The sequence below is a fragment of the Halapricum desulfuricans genome (genome assembly GCF_017094465.1).
Lineage (GTDB): Archaea > Halobacteriota > Halobacteria > Halobacteriales > Haloarculaceae > Halapricum.
This window is the reverse complement of record NZ_CP064791.1, coordinates 1,881,244-1,896,188: the sequence shown is the minus strand read 5'-3', so window position 1 is coordinate 1,896,188 and position 14,945 is coordinate 1,881,244. Positions and strand designations below refer to the sequence as shown.

Sequence of the window (14,945 nt, the reverse complement as noted above, 5' to 3'; positions counted from 1 at the left end):
TCCCCGGTGCTGGCAGTCGCCACCCGATATGTACAGGCACCGGGGTGACGCCCGCGGCCCCGTGTCACTCGTTCTCCGATTCGGACTCGTCGTCCGGCAGTTGCGCCGGCGGCTCGTCATCTACCGGCTGACCGTTTTCTGCGCTGTCGACGCCGTGTACGTCCTCGGGCACGTCGCGACCGAAGTGAAGCCAGCCGGCGATACCAGTCAGCGTCGTCAGCGCGCCCGCCCCGATCGGGACCCACTCGTCTTCGGTTGACTCGCTGACCCCGGTCGCGCTGTCGGTGTCATTGGTCGGAGCCGGCTCCGTCGGTGTCGGTGTCGGAGTCGGTTCCGTTGGTGTCGGTGTCGGGGTTGGCTCCGTCGGCGTCGGCTCCGAAACCACGAACCGCTGCTGGACCGTGTCGGTTTTCCCGGTTTCGTCCTCTACCGTCAGTTGCACGTGGAATTCTCCCGCTCGGTCGAACGTGTGCTCGATCTGCTCTCCGGACTTCGATTCCGTGCCGATCAGCCACTGGTACGAGACGATCTCACCGTCAGGGTCGGTCGACGGTGCCGCGCTGAACGTGACGGTTTCGTTCGGGATGGGTTCGGATGGTGTATGCTCGATGGCTGCTGTCGGCGCCTGTCCGCTGACCGGTATCAGTTGCTCGGTCGTGTCGGTGAGTCCGTTCTCGCCAGTGACGGTCAACGCCACGGTGTAGTTGTCGATATCATCGAACGTTGCCTGGACCGTCTCGCCTGTCGCCTGCTGGCCGCCGATCGACCACTCGTACGACGATATCAACTGGTCCGGACCGGACGACGACGCGTCGAAGGTAATCGTCTGTCCGGTTTTCGGATTCGACGGCTCGTACTCGAAGGCTGCGCTGACGAACTCCGAGAACGCAGCGATGCCCTGCTCGGTCAGGACATATAGCCAACCATCAGCTACCGATGGGGCTGACAGTACCGGTGATCCGGCGTCCGCTGCGTATCGTTCGGCCCCGTCCACCGTCTCGAATGCGTGAACTGTCCCGCCGTTCGTCCCGACGAAGACTGTCCCCGAAGCTACGACTGGTGTCGTTCCGGGACCGTCGATGCTCGCCGTCCAGCCGTTGCTCCCGTCGCCGATGTCGAGCGCGTACAGCGTCCCGTCCGAGTCGGGTACGTATACTGTCCCGTCCGCGACGGCCGGTGACACGCCAACCGGCACACCGAGGTCGCGTGACCAGTCGGCCGATCCATCGCGAATCGCATGCAGCACACCGGCGCCATCCGCGACGAATATCCGTCCGTCTCCGACGACGACGGCCGATCTGATCGGTTCGGGGATGTCCCTGTACGTCCAGCGTCTCTCCCCGCTCGCCGTGTCTATCGCGTATACGTTCCCGTAGTCGTTGCCGACGTAGACTGTTCCGTCCGCGACTGCCGGCGACGACCGGATCGGCGACCAGGTCTGGTGCGTCCAGACTTCCGATCCGTCGGTCGCATCCCTGGCGTGGAGTCGCCCGTTTTCGTCCCGGCTTCCGGCGTACACGACCCCGTCGGCCACCACGGGTGACGTCTCGATGCGCCCCTCCGTGATATACGTCCAGCCCTCGTTTCCCTCGATCGACACTGCTCGGATATCCTTGTCGAGGCCGACGTAGGCCGTCCCGTCCACGACTGTCGGCGTCGAACCGACCGCGTTCTCGCCCCGGAGTCGCCACGACCAGTCACCGCCCGTTACACCGTCTTCCAGATTATAGCCGTACACGTTGTCCTCGACGGTCACGAACAGCCGGCCGTCCGCAACGACGGGAACCGACCCGCTCGTTGCGTCGTTCGCGGCCTCCCACTGCTTGGCCGCGTTGACGACCGGGGCCCGGTTTTCGGGCGCGTGCCCCGTGTTCGCCGTGTCGTAGCCGAACTGTGGCCACGACGTACGCTCCGCGTTCGCTAGCTGTGTCGTCTCGCCCGCTAGCCCTGCCCCCGCCGTAATAGCGCCGAGCGTCTGCAGGTAGTGCCGGCGCGTCGACGACGCCCGCTTCCCTACTGACTCGCTCTCGTTCGGGCGACTCGTCTCGCTGTCTCCCGTATCGCGGTCACGACGGTGGGGCCAGCCGACCATGTCTACCTGTCCTTGGCTGTCCAGCGTATGAAAACCATTCCATCCGGTCCGACAGCGAAACGTCTTTGCCGTCCGCACGTGCTGGTTCGCGCATGGACGGGAAACGCGTACTCGTGACCGGCGGTGCCGGATTCATCGGCTCGAACCTCGCCAATCGGCTCGCCGAGGACAACGACGTGATCGTCGTTGATGACTGCTCGCTCGGGACGCCGGAGAACCTCGTCGACGATGTCGAGTTCCACGAACGGACCGTCGTCGGCACGGACCTGCCAACGGACGTGGACGTGGTCTTTCACCTGGCCGCTCGTTCCTCGTATGCGATGCACGAAGAGGACCCCCAGCGCGGCGCCCGCGTCAACGTCGAGGGGTTCGTCAATACCGTCGAGCAGGCCCGTCAGGACGGTTGTGACACTGTCGTCTACGCCTCGACCTCGTCGATTTACGGGACTCGGACCGGCCCCTCGCCCGAGGACATGCCCGTCGCGGTCAACACGGGCTACGAGGCGTCGAAACTCGCCCGCGAGCGCTACGCCGAGTACTTCGCCAACCACTACGACATGACGATGGCCGGACTGCGGTTCTTCTCGGTCTATCAGGGCTACGGCGGCGCGGAGGCGCACAAAGGCGAGTACGCGAACGTCATCGCGCAGTTCGCCGACGACATCGCACACGGCGACTCGCCCGTCCTCTACGGCGACGGCACGCAGACCCGGGATTTCACCCACGTCTCCGATATCGTTCGCGGCGCGATCCTGACCGCCGAACACGAACTCGAAGGGGTCTACAACGTCGGGACCGGCGACCGCTACTCGTTCAACACCGTCGTCGCAATGCTTAACGACGAACTCGGAACGAACGTCGACCCCGAATACGTCGAGAACCCGATCCCCGACTCCGTATACGTTCACGACACCTGTGCTGACGCGACGAAGCTCCGGGAAGCCACCGGCTGGGAACCCGAGATCGACTTCGAAGAAGGAATCCGACGGGTCTGTGCCCAGTACGAGTAGCCGCCGTTCGCTCGACGAGAAGAGTCTCCGGCGTTCACGCCGGAACGGATGCTATTCGGCGTCTTCGTAGACCCAGGTCGCGTCGGCGCGCTCGTAGTCGACCAGCTCGTCTTCCTCGAAGAACAGGTCGATCTCGCGCTCGTTCGAGCCGGGGTCCTCGTGATCGGAGCCGTGGATGATGTTCTGACCCAGATCCAGGCCGTAGTCGCCGCGGATCGTTCCGGGTTCGGCCTCGGCGGGATCGGTCGCGCCCATCATCTGGCGGACCTGCCGAGTTGCGTCTGCGCCCTCCCAGACCATCGCCATGACGGGACCGGACGTGATGAACTCCACGAGCCCGTCGAAGAAGGGCTTGTCCTCGTGTTCGGCGTAGTGCTCGTGGGCGAGTTCCTCGTCGATCTGCATGAACTTCGCGCCCACGAGCTTCAGGCCGCGCTCCTCGAGTCGCGTGATGATTTCACCGACCAGCCCGCGCTGGACGGCGTCCGGTTTCGCCATTACGAAGGTTCGCTCGTCGTGCTCGCTCATTGTTGAAATGAAAGTGATCGCTCAGGCCTCGGCCTCTTCGGCCTCGGTGTCTTCGTCGTCCGATTCCTCGCTTGATGTGTCCGACTGGGCGTCGTCCGACGTGTCCTCTTCGGCCTCGGTGTCTGCCTCGCTCGACGTGTCTGACACGTCCTCCGCCTCGTCTTCTTCAGGGTCCGGCGTCGTCTCTGACTCCTCGGGTTCGCTCTCGGCGGCCTCCCGCTCGGCCGTGACCGTCTCCTGACGGTCGCTCTCGCGGCCGGCCGCGGTCCAGTTCAGGTCGCGGGGTTCCCGGCCGAGTTCGGCGTTCTTCTCGCACTTCGAGGAGCAGTAGTACAGCGTCGTCCCGTTCGTTCGGACGAGCATCGTTCCCGTTCCGGGCTCGATCTCGCCCCCGCAGTAGTCACATTCGCGTGTCTGTGGCATCTTACTGGCCTCCGATTGCGTCGGCTTCGCGGGCAGTCTCCCGAAGCTGGAGCACGTCACCTTCCCGGACCGGGCCCAGGACGTTCCGGGTGATGATCCGGCCCTGGTTTCCCCCTTCGCGGATGCGGCACTTGACCTGCATGGCCTCGCCGTGCATCCCCGTCCGGCCGACGACCTCGATGACTTCGGCGGCCGTGGATCCGCTGTCTTCGGATTCCTCAGCACTCATCCGTGCTCACCTCACCGAAGCTCCTCGAGCTTCTCGGCGATGTCTTCGACATCGCTGTCGGCGTCGCCGGCGTCGACGATCGCAGCGGCCGCGCTGCCGACTTCCAGGCCGGCGGCCTCTCCGAGGTCGTCCTGCTCGGCGACGAAGACGAACGGCACGTCCTTCTCGTCGGCCAGCTCGGGGAGATGCATGACGATCTCCTCGGGCTGAACGTCCTCGGCGACGAAGATCAGTTCGGCCGAGCCGCGCTCGACGGCTTTGGTTGTCTCGTTGGTACCTTTCTTGACGGAACCTGTGTCCCGCGCGATCTCGAGCGCCTCGAGGGCGTCAGCTTCGAGATCGGCAGGGACGTCGAAATCGACGTATACTGGCATTGTTGGTCACCTCCTGCACGTGGGCTCGCGCTCCCCCGCCGTTTCGGAGGGCGACCCTCCGGCCGCGCCGAAACCGGCGCGCGCAAATCCTAGATGGCTAGGAGCATCATCAACCCCGCGCAGGCTGTACCCGATAGTGAACTGCCGTACCTAAAAGCGCTTTCGAAGCGCGTACCGCGTGTGGGGGCGGCACATACCGGTCGAAGCGACGGACGATACCGTCACGCGATGTCCCGGCGGCCGAAGTACAGCATGCTCGCGCCGACCAGCAGTGCCGTCGCTCCGAGCAGGATCGCGCCGCCGGCCCAGTCGTAGCTCCCCTCGACGAGCACCGCCGTCGCGTCGAAGTACCGCATCGGTGCGATCGAACCCAGCTGCTCGTAGTCTGCGATGATGGTCACCGACTCGAACAGGAACAACCCGAAAATCGCGACCAGGGCACCGCGCTGGGCGACTGACGATCGGCTGGTCAACACCGATAGGACGACCCCGATCGCACCACAGGCCAGCAGATACGGGATCGCGAGCAGATGCACGACCGTCAGGTTGACCGGATCGATCGGGTACCCGATCGCGGCCGTCCCGGCGTAGATGACGACCGGCAGGACGACGTTCACGACGAGGATCGGCACGAACAGCCCGAGGAACTTCTCGCCGAGCACGCGCGCCCGCGAGATCGGGAGCGACAGCAGAACGTCCATCCGCTCGCGGTCGATGTCGCCCGCGATCAGCCCCGCGCCGCTGTAGGCCACGTACAGTCCCAGCAGGAGGACCCAGCCGATCGAATACAGTTCGGCGGCGAGAAAGCCCTCGATCGTGTTCATCGTCGCGATGTTGAACAACTCCAGAAAGACCTCGGGCATCTGCTCGAGGAACTGGTCGAGGTTCATATCCTCCGCCATCGACGGGAACGTCGCGATGTACATCCCCGCGAGCAGCGTGAGTCCGACGGTGAGATACAGTGCTCCCTTCAGTCGACGCCGCGCCTCGTAACGGGCGAGTTCAAGCACCCCCGTCACCTCCAGCAGGTTCGGCGACGCCGTGTTCGTCTCGCGGTGCTCGTCCGCGCTGCTCGGGGCCGTAAAACCGCATGAACACCTCTTCGAGCGGGGCTTCCTCGACGTCGAGATCGACGAACGAGTACGAAGCGAGATCCGCTACGAGGTCGTTGATATCGCCGGTGTAGGTGAACCGAACCTCGGTGACGACATCGGCGTCGCTTTCGAAGTCGGTCGCCGCGAGCAACTCCTCGGCGCGGTCTTCGATCAGCGTCCGTTCGAAGCCATGGACCTCGTCGCCGTCGAAGGCGTCGCTCTCGACGTGGCCGGCGATCCTGGCGCGGACGAACTTCCCGGAGCGATCGAGCAGCGACTCGATGGCCTCGGTCGTGACGAGTTCGCCCTCCCGGAGGATCGCGACCCGATCGCACACCCGTCGGACTTCGCTGAGCACGTGCGAGGAGAAAAACACCGTCACGTCCTGCTCACGTTCCGCGCGGACGAACTCGTTGAACCGCTGTTGCATCAGTGGATCGAGGCCACTCGTCGGCTCGTCCATGATCACCAGCTCGGGGTCGTGCATGAACGCCTGCACGACGCCGAGTTTCTGCCTGTTGCCCGAGGAGTACTCCCTGACCTCCCGATCGAGCGGTGGTTCGAACAGGTCGAGCAGCTCCTCGCGCCGATCGTCGCCCTTGATCGAGGCGTGGAGGTCGAGAATCTCCCGGCCGGTCGAACCGTCGTCGAACGCGGGATTGGCCGGCAGGTAACCGATCGACCGCTTGGCTTCGATCATCGCCGGCTCGTCGGTGCTGTCCGCGCCGAGCACCGTCGCCCGTCCTGCGGTCGGGTTCAGCAACCCCAGCATCGTCCGGATTGTCGTGGTCTTGCCCGCGCCGTTGGGCCCGAGAAAGCCGAAGACTTCGCCTTTTTCGACGGTGAAGTCGACCCCCTCGACGGCCCGGATATCGCCGTAGTGTTTCGTCAGGCCGACCACGTCGATGACGCTCATTCCCTTATATTTCTCAGCCGTGCGTGAAATAGGTTACCCGAGTCGGCTATCGCCGCGAGACGATCGGCTCGCTCACAGCAGCGCGATCACGACGACCGCAACGAGGATCGAGCCGGTCAACAGCGTCTGGACGACGACCGTCCCGAGCACGCCCGCGGTCGCGTAGGCCGCCGTTCGGATCCCGGCGGCTGCTTCCCGTTCGCGGATAACACTCGCCAGGAACACCGTCCCCGCGACGCCGACGAGCAGGCCGACTGGCCCGGCGACGACGGTGCCGAGGAATCCGGCCACTCCGGCGAGCAGGCTCACCCGCGTCGAGACGCCGCTGCCCTTCGCGGCCGCCGTCCCGCCCAGCCAGTCGACGAGTACCGCCGCCACGCCGACCGCGAGCAGCACAGTCAGTGCCAGCCAGCCCGGGTCGCCGGTCTCCCACCAGTAGACGAGTACGCCGGCGACCGACAACACCGGCCCCGGCAACAGCGGGATGACGCTGAAGACGACTCCCGCGACCAGTAACGCGAACGCGACGGCGACGAACGGGTCGGGAATCGGTACCCCGCGTATCAGGGATGCGAGTATCGTTGGATCGCGAATCATTCGAATCGCTCCAGTTCCGCTCTCGCCTCGTCGGTTCCGTACGCTTCGATCAGTCGTGCAGTCACGTCCCCGAGCGCGCGCATGCACTCCCGGCGGGAGACGAAGTCCAATTGCGCCGTGACACTGTCCCAGTCGTGGGCCTGCAGCACTTTCCGAACGAGCAGTCGTTCGGCCCGGGGTTCGAGCGCCGGTTCTCCGTCGCCAGTCGATGTCGGGCCATCAGTGTCGGTGCGCGTCGGACCGTCGGCCATCGCGGGGTCGCCACCGCCAGTGGGCGTCGAGCTGCCGGCGTCAGTCAACGCCCGGAGCGCGAGCGCGCGGAAGGCGTCGGGCGCGGTGTCGAACAGCCCTGCGCCGTGTGGTGAGCCGGCGAGCAGTCGCCACTCCCATGCGGAGAGATCCAGTCGGGTCGACCCGTCGACAGCCGACAGCACCGCCCGAACCACGTCCGGATCGAGATCCGCGAGGGGGTCGGTGAGCATCCCCCGGACGCGCTCGAGAAACCACTTCGTGTGTCGGTCCTGTAGCGCCTCGCCCGCCTCCGAGAGCGCCCGCAGCATGATCGCGGAGTGTTCGCCGCTACGGTCGTTGCGGGTCGTCGAGACGTGGACGGTCCGATAGCCGTTGTCGGCCCAGAACGAGACCAGTTCCGGCGTCGCACCGAATCCGACGCCGAGGTAGTCGCACGCGCCAGTTTCCCCCGTGCTGGCCGAGACGGATCCGCCGGTCGCCTCCGCTTCGATCCGATCGAGCAGCAGCGAGCCCAGCCCCCGCCCGCGGGCCGCGTGGTGGGTCGCGATCCGCATGACGCGCCAGCCAGTCTCGATCCCGGCGGCCTCGTCACGAAGCTGGGTCGTCAACACGTCCGGCAGCATATTTCCCCTGACCCGAGCGCCCTCGTACATGTCTGCCCGCCGGTCGGCGTCCAGTCCGCCCTCGCGGGCCAGGAGCGCGACCGAGACGACGTGACCGTCGTGTACGAGCGCTCGAACAGAGACGTTCGGGCCGTCCAGCAGCCGCGCGAGGTCGTCGGGTTCGGTCTGGTAGTGAGCGAGCACGAGCAACCCGAACGCCTCCCGAAGCAGGTGCTCGTCCGACAGGAGTCGCTCGGCCGAGAGGGATTCGTAGGACACTGTCTCCGGGCGGGCGTTGGCGACCAGCGGCTCGACGGGCGGGCGCGCATCGAGCAACAGCGCCCGCGTCGCCCAGACCTCGACGGGATCGCCGGCCGCGTACCGGATCGGCTCGTCCATGCGCACCTCCCGGACTGTCCGATCGGACTCGGCCAGCCGGTCCTTGAACCGGACCGAGAAGCCCCGCCCAGCCCCCTCGTAGCCGTGGATCGTCGTCGTGAACGCCACCGCGGGGGCGTCGAGAAACCCCGAAAGCAGTCGAACTGGCAAAGCCGCCGCCTCGTCGACGACGACCGCGTCCGGATCGTCGGGCAACTCGACGGCGTCTGTCGGCGGCGCGTATCGTACTCGTCCCTCGTCAGTCGAGAGCCGATGGGGCGTCGTCTCGTCGTCGAGTGCTACCGGCTCCTCGATAGCGTTCAGCAACTCCCGGGCACGAGCGAACACCTCGCCGGCGCGCCCGTACTGTGGCGCGGTCACGAGCACGTCCCGACCCGACGCCGCCAGACACCCCGCAGCCAGGCCCGCAGCACTTGACTTCCCCCGGCCACGGTCGGCCTCAACGACGACTGTCCCACCCGGTTCAGAAAGCGCCTCCATCGCCGCCAGCGCCTCGGATTGATCGCCCGTCAGGCAGGCGCGGTAGGCTTCGGTGGGGAACGCACGGTCATCCCGGTCCGGAACCGCCGGACCGGGTACGGACAGGCGTGGGGCAGGATCGGTCAGCCCATCGGACTCGACCGTATCGCTCTCGACGTCGACGACGGCGACCCCGCGATGGGCGTACAGCGTCTCGACCAGCCGAGCCCGGAAGTGGCCGGTCACGTCCTCGGGACCGAACGGCGGGACGGCGAGCGCCTCGGCGAAGTCGTCCCGTCGCGAGGGCCACGCCGACAGCGGCGGCGCGAGTAGCACGAACAGCCCGCCGCCGTCGACGGTCCCGACGACCTGGCCGAGCACGTTCGGACGGAGCGACTCGTGGGCGTCGTAGACGACTGCCGTTCGCGTTTGACCGAGCAACTCGCTGGCGTGGACGGGATCGAGTCGCTCACAGTTCACGAACGGCTCGGGGCCGACCAGCGTCGTGGACTCCAGAGGGATGTCGGCCGTCGCCAGCGCATCCACCGCGCGGTCGCGCGTCGTCTCCGGCTCGCCGGCGAGCACGAGCACGCGACGCTCGTTGCAGTCCCGGGCCTCCGCCCGGAGCGCGGCCGCAAGCTCCATACCCGATCTGGTCGTGCCCCTCGTAAGTCAATTCCGCCTCTCTCTCCTCGGTCCGAATCGTTGCTGTCTGTCGACTATCTATCAGGCCCTGTCCGGCCGGCTGCCGTCGACGTCGATCGCGTCGACCGGGCAGACGTCGACACAGAGCATGCAGTCGATACACTGGCTCTCGTTGGCCGGATCGGCTTTCATCTCACTCTCAGGATGACCGGGCGTCTCTACCCACTCGAAGACGTCGACCGGGCAGTCCTCCAGACAGGCACCGTCGGCGAGACAGATGTCGAAATCGACCGCGACGTGGGTCCCGTGGATCCCCAGCGACTCGGGTTCGTCGACCGGCCCCCAGACGTCGTGTCCGTTGTGCTGATCGACCTTTTCGCGGTTCTGCTCGAAGTTTGGATCGATGGCCATAGCCGAACCAACTCTTGAACGTACCTAATACTGTCGCCGGATCGCTGCCCTTGTTTCCGGTTCCGGTTACGAAACGGTGTCGGCTACTCCGCGAGCAACGCCGCGAACTCCTCGCGGACCTTCTTGACCTTCGGCTCGATCTGCACCTGGCAGTAGCCGTCTGCAGGGTTCTTCTCGTAGTAATCCTGGTGATACTCCTCGGCTTCGTAGAACGTCTCGATCGGCTGGACTTCCGTGACGATCCCACCGTCGTAGACCTCCTCGTTCAGGCGCTCGATGAACCCTTCGACCTGCCGGCGCTGCTCGTCGTCGTGATAGAGCACGATCGAGCGATACTGGCTGCCGACGTCCGGCCCCTGGCGGTCCTTCGTCGTCGGGTCGTGCACCTTGAAAAAGACCTCCAGGAGTTCGAGGTAACTGATCGTCTCGGGGTCGTACTCGACCTGGACGACTTCGGCGTGACCGGTCGAACCCGAACAGACTGCCTCGTAGGACGGGTTCGGGACGTCGCCGCCGGCGTAGCCGGACGTGACCGACTCGACCCCGCGGAGTTCCTTGAGCGCCGCCTCGATACACCAGAAGCAGCCGCCGCCGAGCGTCGCCGTTTCTGTCATTACCTCGTGTTGGTGTTCCAGGACTAAGTCCTCGGCGGTGGTGGCAATCGAATCCGGCGGTCTGCCAGCAAAGAGCGGCTAGCGATCGGACTGCTGCAGGCCGAGGGCGTCCACTACCGATCGGACAGCTGACCGGGCGTCCACTCGCCGTCGAAATCGACGTGCGTGAACGGCTCAGCGTCATCGCCGGCGTAGGTGGCCACGAGCTGTCCGTCGCCTTCCAGGTAGTACTTGTACGTCGTCAATCCAGCAAGCCCGACCGGACCGCGGGCGTGGATCTTGCCGGTCGAGATGCCGACCTCCGCGCCCAGACCGTAGCGGTAGCCGTCCGCAAAGCGGGTCGAGGCGTTGTGGAAGACGCTAGCGGCGTCGATCCCGGTCATGAACGTCTCGGCGGTGTCGCCGTCCTCGGTGACGATCGACTCGGTGTGTTTCGAGCCGTGCGTGTTGACGTGTTCGACCGCGTCGTAGACGTCCTCGACGACCTTGATCGACAGTTCGAGGTCGCCGTACTCGGTGTCCCAGTCCGCCTCGGTCGCGGGGGCGACATCGACGACCTCGCGAGTCCGGTCGTCGCCCCGCAGCGTGACATCGGCGTCCTCGTAGCGCTCGACCATCCCGGGCAGGAACTGCTCGGCGACGGCCTCGCTGACCAGCAGCGTCTCGACGGCGTTACAGACTGCCGGGTACTGCACCTTCGCGTCGAAGGAAATCTCCTCGGCCATCTCCAGGTCGGCCTCGCCGTCGACGTAGACGTGACAGATCCCCTCGGTGTGGCCCAGCACCGGGATCTGGGTGTTGTCCTGGATGTAGGAGACGAACTCCGAGGAGCCACGCGGCATGAGCAGGTCGACCTTGTCGTCCATCTCCAGCAGTCGGTCGACCTCCTCGTGGGCCTCGATGAGCTGGGCCCAGCCCTCCGGGATCGCGTCGATAGCCTCGGCCGTGGCCTCGACGATCGTCTCGTAGAGGATCCGGTTTGACTCGCCGGCCTCGCTGCCGCCCTTGAGGATGACGCTGTTGCCGGACTTCAGCGAGAGCGCGGCGATCTGGACCAGGGCGTCGGGCCGGGACTCGAAGATCGTCCCGACGACGCCGATCGGGACCGCCACCTTGTACAGCTCCAGGTCGTCGTCGAGCTGGCGAGCCTGTAGGGTCTCGCCGAGCGGATCGTCCTGCTCGGCGACGCTCTCGACCATCTCGGCGATCGATTCGAGCTTGCCCGAATCGAGTTTGAGCCGGTCGACCAGCGCCTGGGTGTACTCGCCTGCCGCGAGCATCTCCTCTGCCTCGTCGACGTCTGCAGCGTTGGCTTCGAGGATGGCGTCTTCGTTGTCGCGGATCGCGTCGGCGATCGAGTTGAGCGCGGCGTTGCGCGTCTCTTCGTCGACGTTCGCCAGCCGGAGCGCGGCCTGCTGTGCCTCAGTCACCTGGGCTTCCGTGTCGTATTCACTCATCGTGGACACCGTTTATGGGGACGAATAGCGTCCCGACTGGTTTGGCTGTGGCGATTTTTTCCAGCACGTCCCGCTCGGTCGATTTCGCGATGATCGCCGGGATGCCGTACTCGCTGACGTCACGGGCGCCCTGGACCTTGGTCTGGATACCGCCGAACCCGCCGGTCGTCGTCTCCTCGACGACCCCCTGGACAGTGTCGTAGTTGTCGCCAACCGCCTCGATCAGTTCGGCGTCGGGGTCGTGCTTGGGGTTGCCGGTGTAGACGCCGCCGACGTCGGTCAGCGTGACCAGCAGGTCGACGCCGATCCCGACCGCGATCGACGACGAGATCATGTCGTTGTCGCCGATCTGGATCTCCTCGATCGCGACCGCGTCGTTCTCGTTGACGATCGGGACGACGCCCCACTCGAACAGCGTCTCGACGGTGTTGCGGAAGTTGGTAAACCGCTCGGGGTTCTCCAGGTCGTGTTCGGTCAACAGCAACTGGGCGACCTGCTGGTCGTAGCGGTCGAAACTCTGGGTGTAATGGTGCATCAGGTGGCTCTGTCCGACCGTCGACAGCGCCTGCCCTTCCTCGACCGTGTCGCTGTCCCTGTCCAGCAGCCCCGTTCCCGCGCCGATCGCGCCCGAAGACACCAGCAGAACGTCCTTGCCCCGCCGGCGCAGATCCATGATGTCGCTGACGAGTTTGTCGAGCTTGACTCGGTCGAGCTGTGAGTCCTCGTCGGTCAGGGAGTTCGTCCCGGCCTTGACGACGACGCGCTGGGCGTCTGCGGCCAGCTGGCGTGCCTGCTCGATCTCCTCGGCGTCGACCGTCCCGATCGTTTCACTCATCGTCGAACTCCTCCGCGATCTCCGCGGACCGTCGTTCGGCCGCCTGCACGGCTTCGATGACTTTCCCTTCGACGTCGCTGTCCCACAGGACCTCCATCCCTTCGATGGTCGTCCCGTTGGGCGAGCAGACGGCGTCGATCAATTCGTCGACACTGCGCTCGTCCCGCAGGACGGTCTCGGCCGCCCCTTTGAACGTCTGGGCCGCGAGCGTCTCGGCCTGCTCGGGTTCGAGGCCGCCCTCGATTCCGGCTTCTTTCATCGCGCCGATGAGATAGAAGACGAAGGCCGGCCCGCTCCCGTTGACGGCCGTCGAGACGTCCATCAGTTCCTCGTCGACCACGGCGTACTCCCCGACCGTCTCCAGTAGTTCGCGAACACCCTCTGAGAGTCCCTCGTGAGTAACGGCGGCTGCCATATCGCCGGTCTCGGCGGCGAGGTTCGGCATGACACGAACGACCGTCGCGTCCGTCCGATCGGCGACGAACGCCCGCGAGACGCCCGCCGCGACCGTGACGATCGTCTGGTCGGACGACAACTCCAGGTCTTCGAGCACTGTCGCGACCACGTCCGGCTTGACCGCGAGGACGACCACTTCGCTTCCCTCGGCGGCCGAGAGGTCCGTTGTCGTCTCCGTGCTGTCCGCCTCGATCGCTTCGAGCGCGTCGGGATCGGCGTCGATCGCCGTCACCCGGTGCTCGCCGTCGCGGGCGAACCCACTGATCAGAGCGCCGCCCATGTTACCACAGCCGATGACGCTGACGTCTACCATCTTATCCGAGCAGAGTGGGCTAGGCGACATACCAACTGCGGTTTCTGTCGAGACATACGGTGTCCTTGGCCGTGGAATCTCCCGTCTCTGGCGTAACGCCCATCCGATCAGTGTGGGACGTGTCGCGCGATATCGACCACCACACACTGCTCGTCGAGAGTCACCTCTAGACGCTCTGCACCCGCTGTGATCGTGACCTGATACCGCGGCGGCGATTCCGAGACGACCGAGACCGCATCGCCGTAGACGAAATCCAACTCCCAGAAGCGCCGCTCGTCGATGAAGGTGCCGTGATCGGCCAGAAAGGATACGACGGCCGGTTCCGCGAGGAGGTGCAATCCAATCGGGAAACTGTAGGGCGCCCCACAGTCCCTGCAGCGTCCCTGGGCTGCGACGTCGATCGCCCAGTCGGGATCGACCTCGATTCGTGTCTCCATGCGACCGCTACAGTGCGGACAGACGCCCCGATGAGCGAGCGTGACGTCGCGCCAGACCTGCCGCGAATAGGCGTCGATGGTCTCCTCGGCGGTCCGGGTCGCTCGGCCCCGCGGCGGGAAAAATCCGTAGTGGACGACGGTCTCACACGACGGACAGGCCAGCCGCATGTCCCCGTCTTCGTAATAGACGTGCAATCGCTCGCCACACGCCGGACAGTCGGCGTTCGTCGGCTCGTCGATCGGTGACGGCGAGAGCCCGAACCGCGCGTCCAGGAGGAGATCGACGACGTTCGCACCCAGCGATGTCAGTCGGTAGCCGTCGTCGGTCTTCCGGACGAACCGATCGACCAGTTGATCGAGGTGGTAGTTGAACCGCCCGCTGTCGTCGATCCCCGCCGCGCGCCGGAGGTCCTCGAACGACGACTGCTCTGCATCCCACAGCGCGAGCAGGATGTCGACCCTGGAATCGTCGGACAGAACCCCGAACGCGTCCGCCGCTGCCTCGGTGTCAACCTCCAGTGTCGACTCGGACATACCTCGTCTATCCACGCGCGACCGATTCAACCTGTTGCTACCCGGCGGACCGTCGATGTTGTTGCTACTCGGTGGTGGGCTGTCGATGCTGTTGCTACTCGGTGGTGGGCCGTCGATGCTGTGCTACTCGATAGTTCGCCGTCGGTGCCCGCGGCCACCGGGGCCGTCTCGCCCGACGTTCGCCCCTTCGTACCGAACGAGTCTTCACAATCTCGACGGCATACCTATCTCGCAACCGATACGTGTGCTCACGTCGCGGCCCGGACTC

The 14,945-nt window shown here is 65.7% G+C and carries 16 protein-coding genes; 1 reads left to right on the top strand and 15 read right to left on the bottom strand.

Going from position 1 to position 14,945, the window contains the following annotated elements; translation table 11 throughout:
- Nucleotides 1–64: 64 nt before the first annotated feature.
- On the bottom strand, nucleotides 65–2,092 hold the full coding sequence (locus tag HSEST_RS09725; RefSeq protein WP_229120738.1) for a PQQ-binding-like beta-propeller repeat protein: 2,028 nt from the start codon (nucleotides 2,090–2,092) through the stop codon (nucleotides 65–67).
- Nucleotides 2,093–2,184: 92 nt separating this feature from the next.
- Here HSEST_RS09725 and HSEST_RS09720 point away from each other — a divergent pair, with 92 nt between their 5' ends.
- Nucleotides 2,185–3,102 carry an NAD-dependent epimerase/dehydratase family protein gene (locus HSEST_RS09720; protein ID WP_229120737.1) on the top strand — a complete coding sequence of 306 codons (918 nt, stop codon included), beginning with the start codon at nucleotides 2,185–2,187 and terminating at the stop codon, nucleotides 3,100–3,102.
- 51 nt (nucleotides 3,103–3,153) lie between these two features.
- On the opposite strand, the gene ndk is transcribed toward HSEST_RS09720, so the two are convergent.
- The 14 genes from ndk to HSEST_RS09650 form a co-directional block, all read right to left on the bottom strand.
- A complete protein-coding gene (gene ndk / locus HSEST_RS09715; RefSeq protein WP_229120736.1) occupies nucleotides 3,154–3,630 on the bottom strand; it encodes a nucleoside-diphosphate kinase in 477 nt (158 codons plus the stop codon).
- A gap of 21 nt (nucleotides 3,631–3,651) precedes the next feature.
- A complete protein-coding gene (locus HSEST_RS09710; RefSeq protein ID WP_229120735.1) occupies nucleotides 3,652–4,053 on the bottom strand; it encodes a 50S ribosomal protein L24e in 402 nt (133 codons plus the stop codon).
- 1 nt (nucleotide 4,054) lies between these two features.
- Complete coding sequence (locus HSEST_RS09705) at nucleotides 4,055–4,282, bottom strand: 30S ribosomal protein S28e (protein WP_049993279.1); 228 nt, start codon at nucleotides 4,280–4,282, stop codon at nucleotides 4,055–4,057.
- An 11-nt stretch (nucleotides 4,283–4,293) separates the two neighbouring features.
- Nucleotides 4,294–4,656, bottom strand: a complete 363-nt coding sequence (rpl7ae, locus tag HSEST_RS09700; protein WP_229120734.1) for a 50S ribosomal protein L7Ae — start codon at nucleotides 4,654–4,656, stop codon at nucleotides 4,294–4,296.
- Nucleotides 4,657–4,877: 221 nt separating this feature from the next.
- The gene (locus tag HSEST_RS09695; protein ID WP_229120733.1) at nucleotides 4,878–5,666 is read right to left on the bottom strand and encodes an ABC transporter permease subunit; all 789 of its coding nucleotides are present in this window, start codon (nucleotides 5,664–5,666) and stop codon (nucleotides 4,878–4,880) included.
- Nucleotides 5,659–6,666: an ABC transporter ATP-binding protein gene (locus HSEST_RS09690; protein WP_229120732.1), complete on the bottom strand. Its 1,008-nt coding sequence runs from the start codon at nucleotides 6,664–6,666 to the stop codon at nucleotides 5,659–5,661. Before HSEST_RS09690 ends, HSEST_RS09695 begins: the two co-directional genes overlap by 8 nt.
- A gap of 72 nt (nucleotides 6,667–6,738) precedes the next feature.
- On the bottom strand, nucleotides 6,739–7,263 hold the full coding sequence (locus HSEST_RS09685) for a DUF456 domain-containing protein (protein WP_229120731.1): 525 nt from the start codon (nucleotides 7,261–7,263) through the stop codon (nucleotides 6,739–6,741).
- Nucleotides 7,260–9,620, bottom strand: a complete 2,361-nt coding sequence (gene tmcA / locus HSEST_RS09680; RefSeq protein WP_229120730.1) for a tRNA(Met) cytidine acetyltransferase TmcA — start codon at nucleotides 9,618–9,620, stop codon at nucleotides 7,260–7,262. Before tmcA ends, HSEST_RS09685 begins: the two co-directional genes overlap by 4 nt.
- An 81-nt stretch (nucleotides 9,621–9,701) precedes the next feature.
- Complete coding sequence (locus tag HSEST_RS09675) at nucleotides 9,702–10,031, bottom strand: 4Fe-4S dicluster domain-containing protein (RefSeq protein ID WP_229120729.1); 330 nt, start codon at nucleotides 10,029–10,031, stop codon at nucleotides 9,702–9,704.
- An 83-nt stretch (nucleotides 10,032–10,114) separates the two neighbouring features.
- A complete protein-coding gene (msrA, locus tag HSEST_RS09670; protein WP_229120728.1) occupies nucleotides 10,115–10,645 on the bottom strand; it encodes a peptide-methionine (S)-S-oxide reductase MsrA in 531 nt (176 codons plus the stop codon).
- Between the two features lie 113 nt (nucleotides 10,646–10,758).
- Nucleotides 10,759–12,102 carry a glutamate-5-semialdehyde dehydrogenase gene (locus HSEST_RS09665; RefSeq protein ID WP_229120727.1) on the bottom strand — a complete coding sequence of 448 codons (1,344 nt, stop codon included), beginning with the start codon at nucleotides 12,100–12,102 and terminating at the stop codon, nucleotides 10,759–10,761.
- A complete protein-coding gene (gene proB / locus HSEST_RS09660; RefSeq protein ID WP_229120726.1) occupies nucleotides 12,095–12,937 on the bottom strand; it encodes a glutamate 5-kinase in 843 nt (280 codons plus the stop codon). The genes HSEST_RS09665 and proB overlap by 8 nt, the downstream gene beginning before the upstream one ends.
- Nucleotides 12,930–13,706 carry a pyrroline-5-carboxylate reductase gene (proC, locus tag HSEST_RS09655; RefSeq protein WP_229120725.1) on the bottom strand — a complete coding sequence of 259 codons (777 nt, stop codon included), beginning with the start codon at nucleotides 13,704–13,706 and terminating at the stop codon, nucleotides 12,930–12,932. The genes proB and proC overlap by 8 nt, the downstream gene beginning before the upstream one ends.
- Nucleotides 13,707–13,813: 107 nt before the next feature.
- Nucleotides 13,814–14,677, bottom strand: coding sequence for a winged helix-turn-helix domain-containing protein (locus HSEST_RS09650; RefSeq protein WP_229120724.1), 864 nt, complete (start codon nucleotides 14,675–14,677; stop codon nucleotides 13,814–13,816).
- Nucleotides 14,678–14,945: the final 268 nt, after the last annotated feature.

Excerpts from the sequence above, each read along its gene's own strand:
- HSEST_RS09685 (WP_229120731.1), bottom strand. The coding sequence starts at position 7,263 with ATGATTCGCGATCCAACGATACTCGCATCCCTGATACGCGGGGTACCG.
- HSEST_RS09650 (WP_229120724.1), bottom strand. The coding sequence starts at position 14,677 with ATGTCCGAGTCGACACTGGAGGTTGACACCGAGGCAGCGGCGGACGCG.
- tmcA (WP_229120730.1), bottom strand. The coding sequence starts at position 9,620 with ATGGAGCTTGCGGCCGCGCTCCGGGCGGAGGCCCGGGACTGCAACGAG.
- msrA (WP_229120728.1), bottom strand. The coding sequence starts at position 10,645 with ATGACAGAAACGGCGACGCTCGGCGGCGGCTGCTTCTGGTGTATCGAG.
- proC (WP_229120725.1), bottom strand. The coding sequence starts at position 13,706 with ATGGTAGACGTCAGCGTCATCGGCTGTGGTAACATGGGCGGCGCTCTG.
- proB (WP_229120726.1), bottom strand. The coding sequence starts at position 12,937 with ATGAGTGAAACGATCGGGACGGTCGACGCCGAGGAGATCGAGCAGGCA.
- HSEST_RS09705 (WP_049993279.1), bottom strand. The coding sequence starts at position 4,282 with ATGAGTGCTGAGGAATCCGAAGACAGCGGATCCACGGCCGCCGAAGTC.
- ndk (WP_229120736.1), bottom strand. The coding sequence starts at position 3,630 with ATGAGCGAGCACGACGAGCGAACCTTCGTAATGGCGAAACCGGACGCC.
- HSEST_RS09665 (WP_229120727.1), bottom strand. The coding sequence starts at position 12,102 with ATGAGTGAATACGACACGGAAGCCCAGGTGACTGAGGCACAGCAGGCC.
- HSEST_RS09690 (WP_229120732.1), bottom strand. The coding sequence starts at position 6,666 with ATGAGCGTCATCGACGTGGTCGGCCTGACGAAACACTACGGCGATATC.
- HSEST_RS09675 (WP_229120729.1), bottom strand. The coding sequence starts at position 10,031 with ATGGCCATCGATCCAAACTTCGAGCAGAACCGCGAAAAGGTCGATCAG.
- HSEST_RS09725 (WP_229120738.1), bottom strand. The coding sequence starts at position 2,092 with ATGGTCGGCTGGCCCCACCGTCGTGACCGCGATACGGGAGACAGCGAG.
- rpl7ae (WP_229120734.1), bottom strand. The coding sequence starts at position 4,656 with ATGCCAGTATACGTCGATTTCGACGTCCCTGCCGATCTCGAAGCTGAC.
- HSEST_RS09720 (WP_229120737.1), top strand. The coding sequence starts at position 2,185 with ATGGACGGGAAACGCGTACTCGTGACCGGCGGTGCCGGATTCATCGGC.
- HSEST_RS09710 (WP_229120735.1), bottom strand. The coding sequence starts at position 4,053 with ATGCCACAGACACGCGAATGTGACTACTGCGGGGGCGAGATCGAGCCC.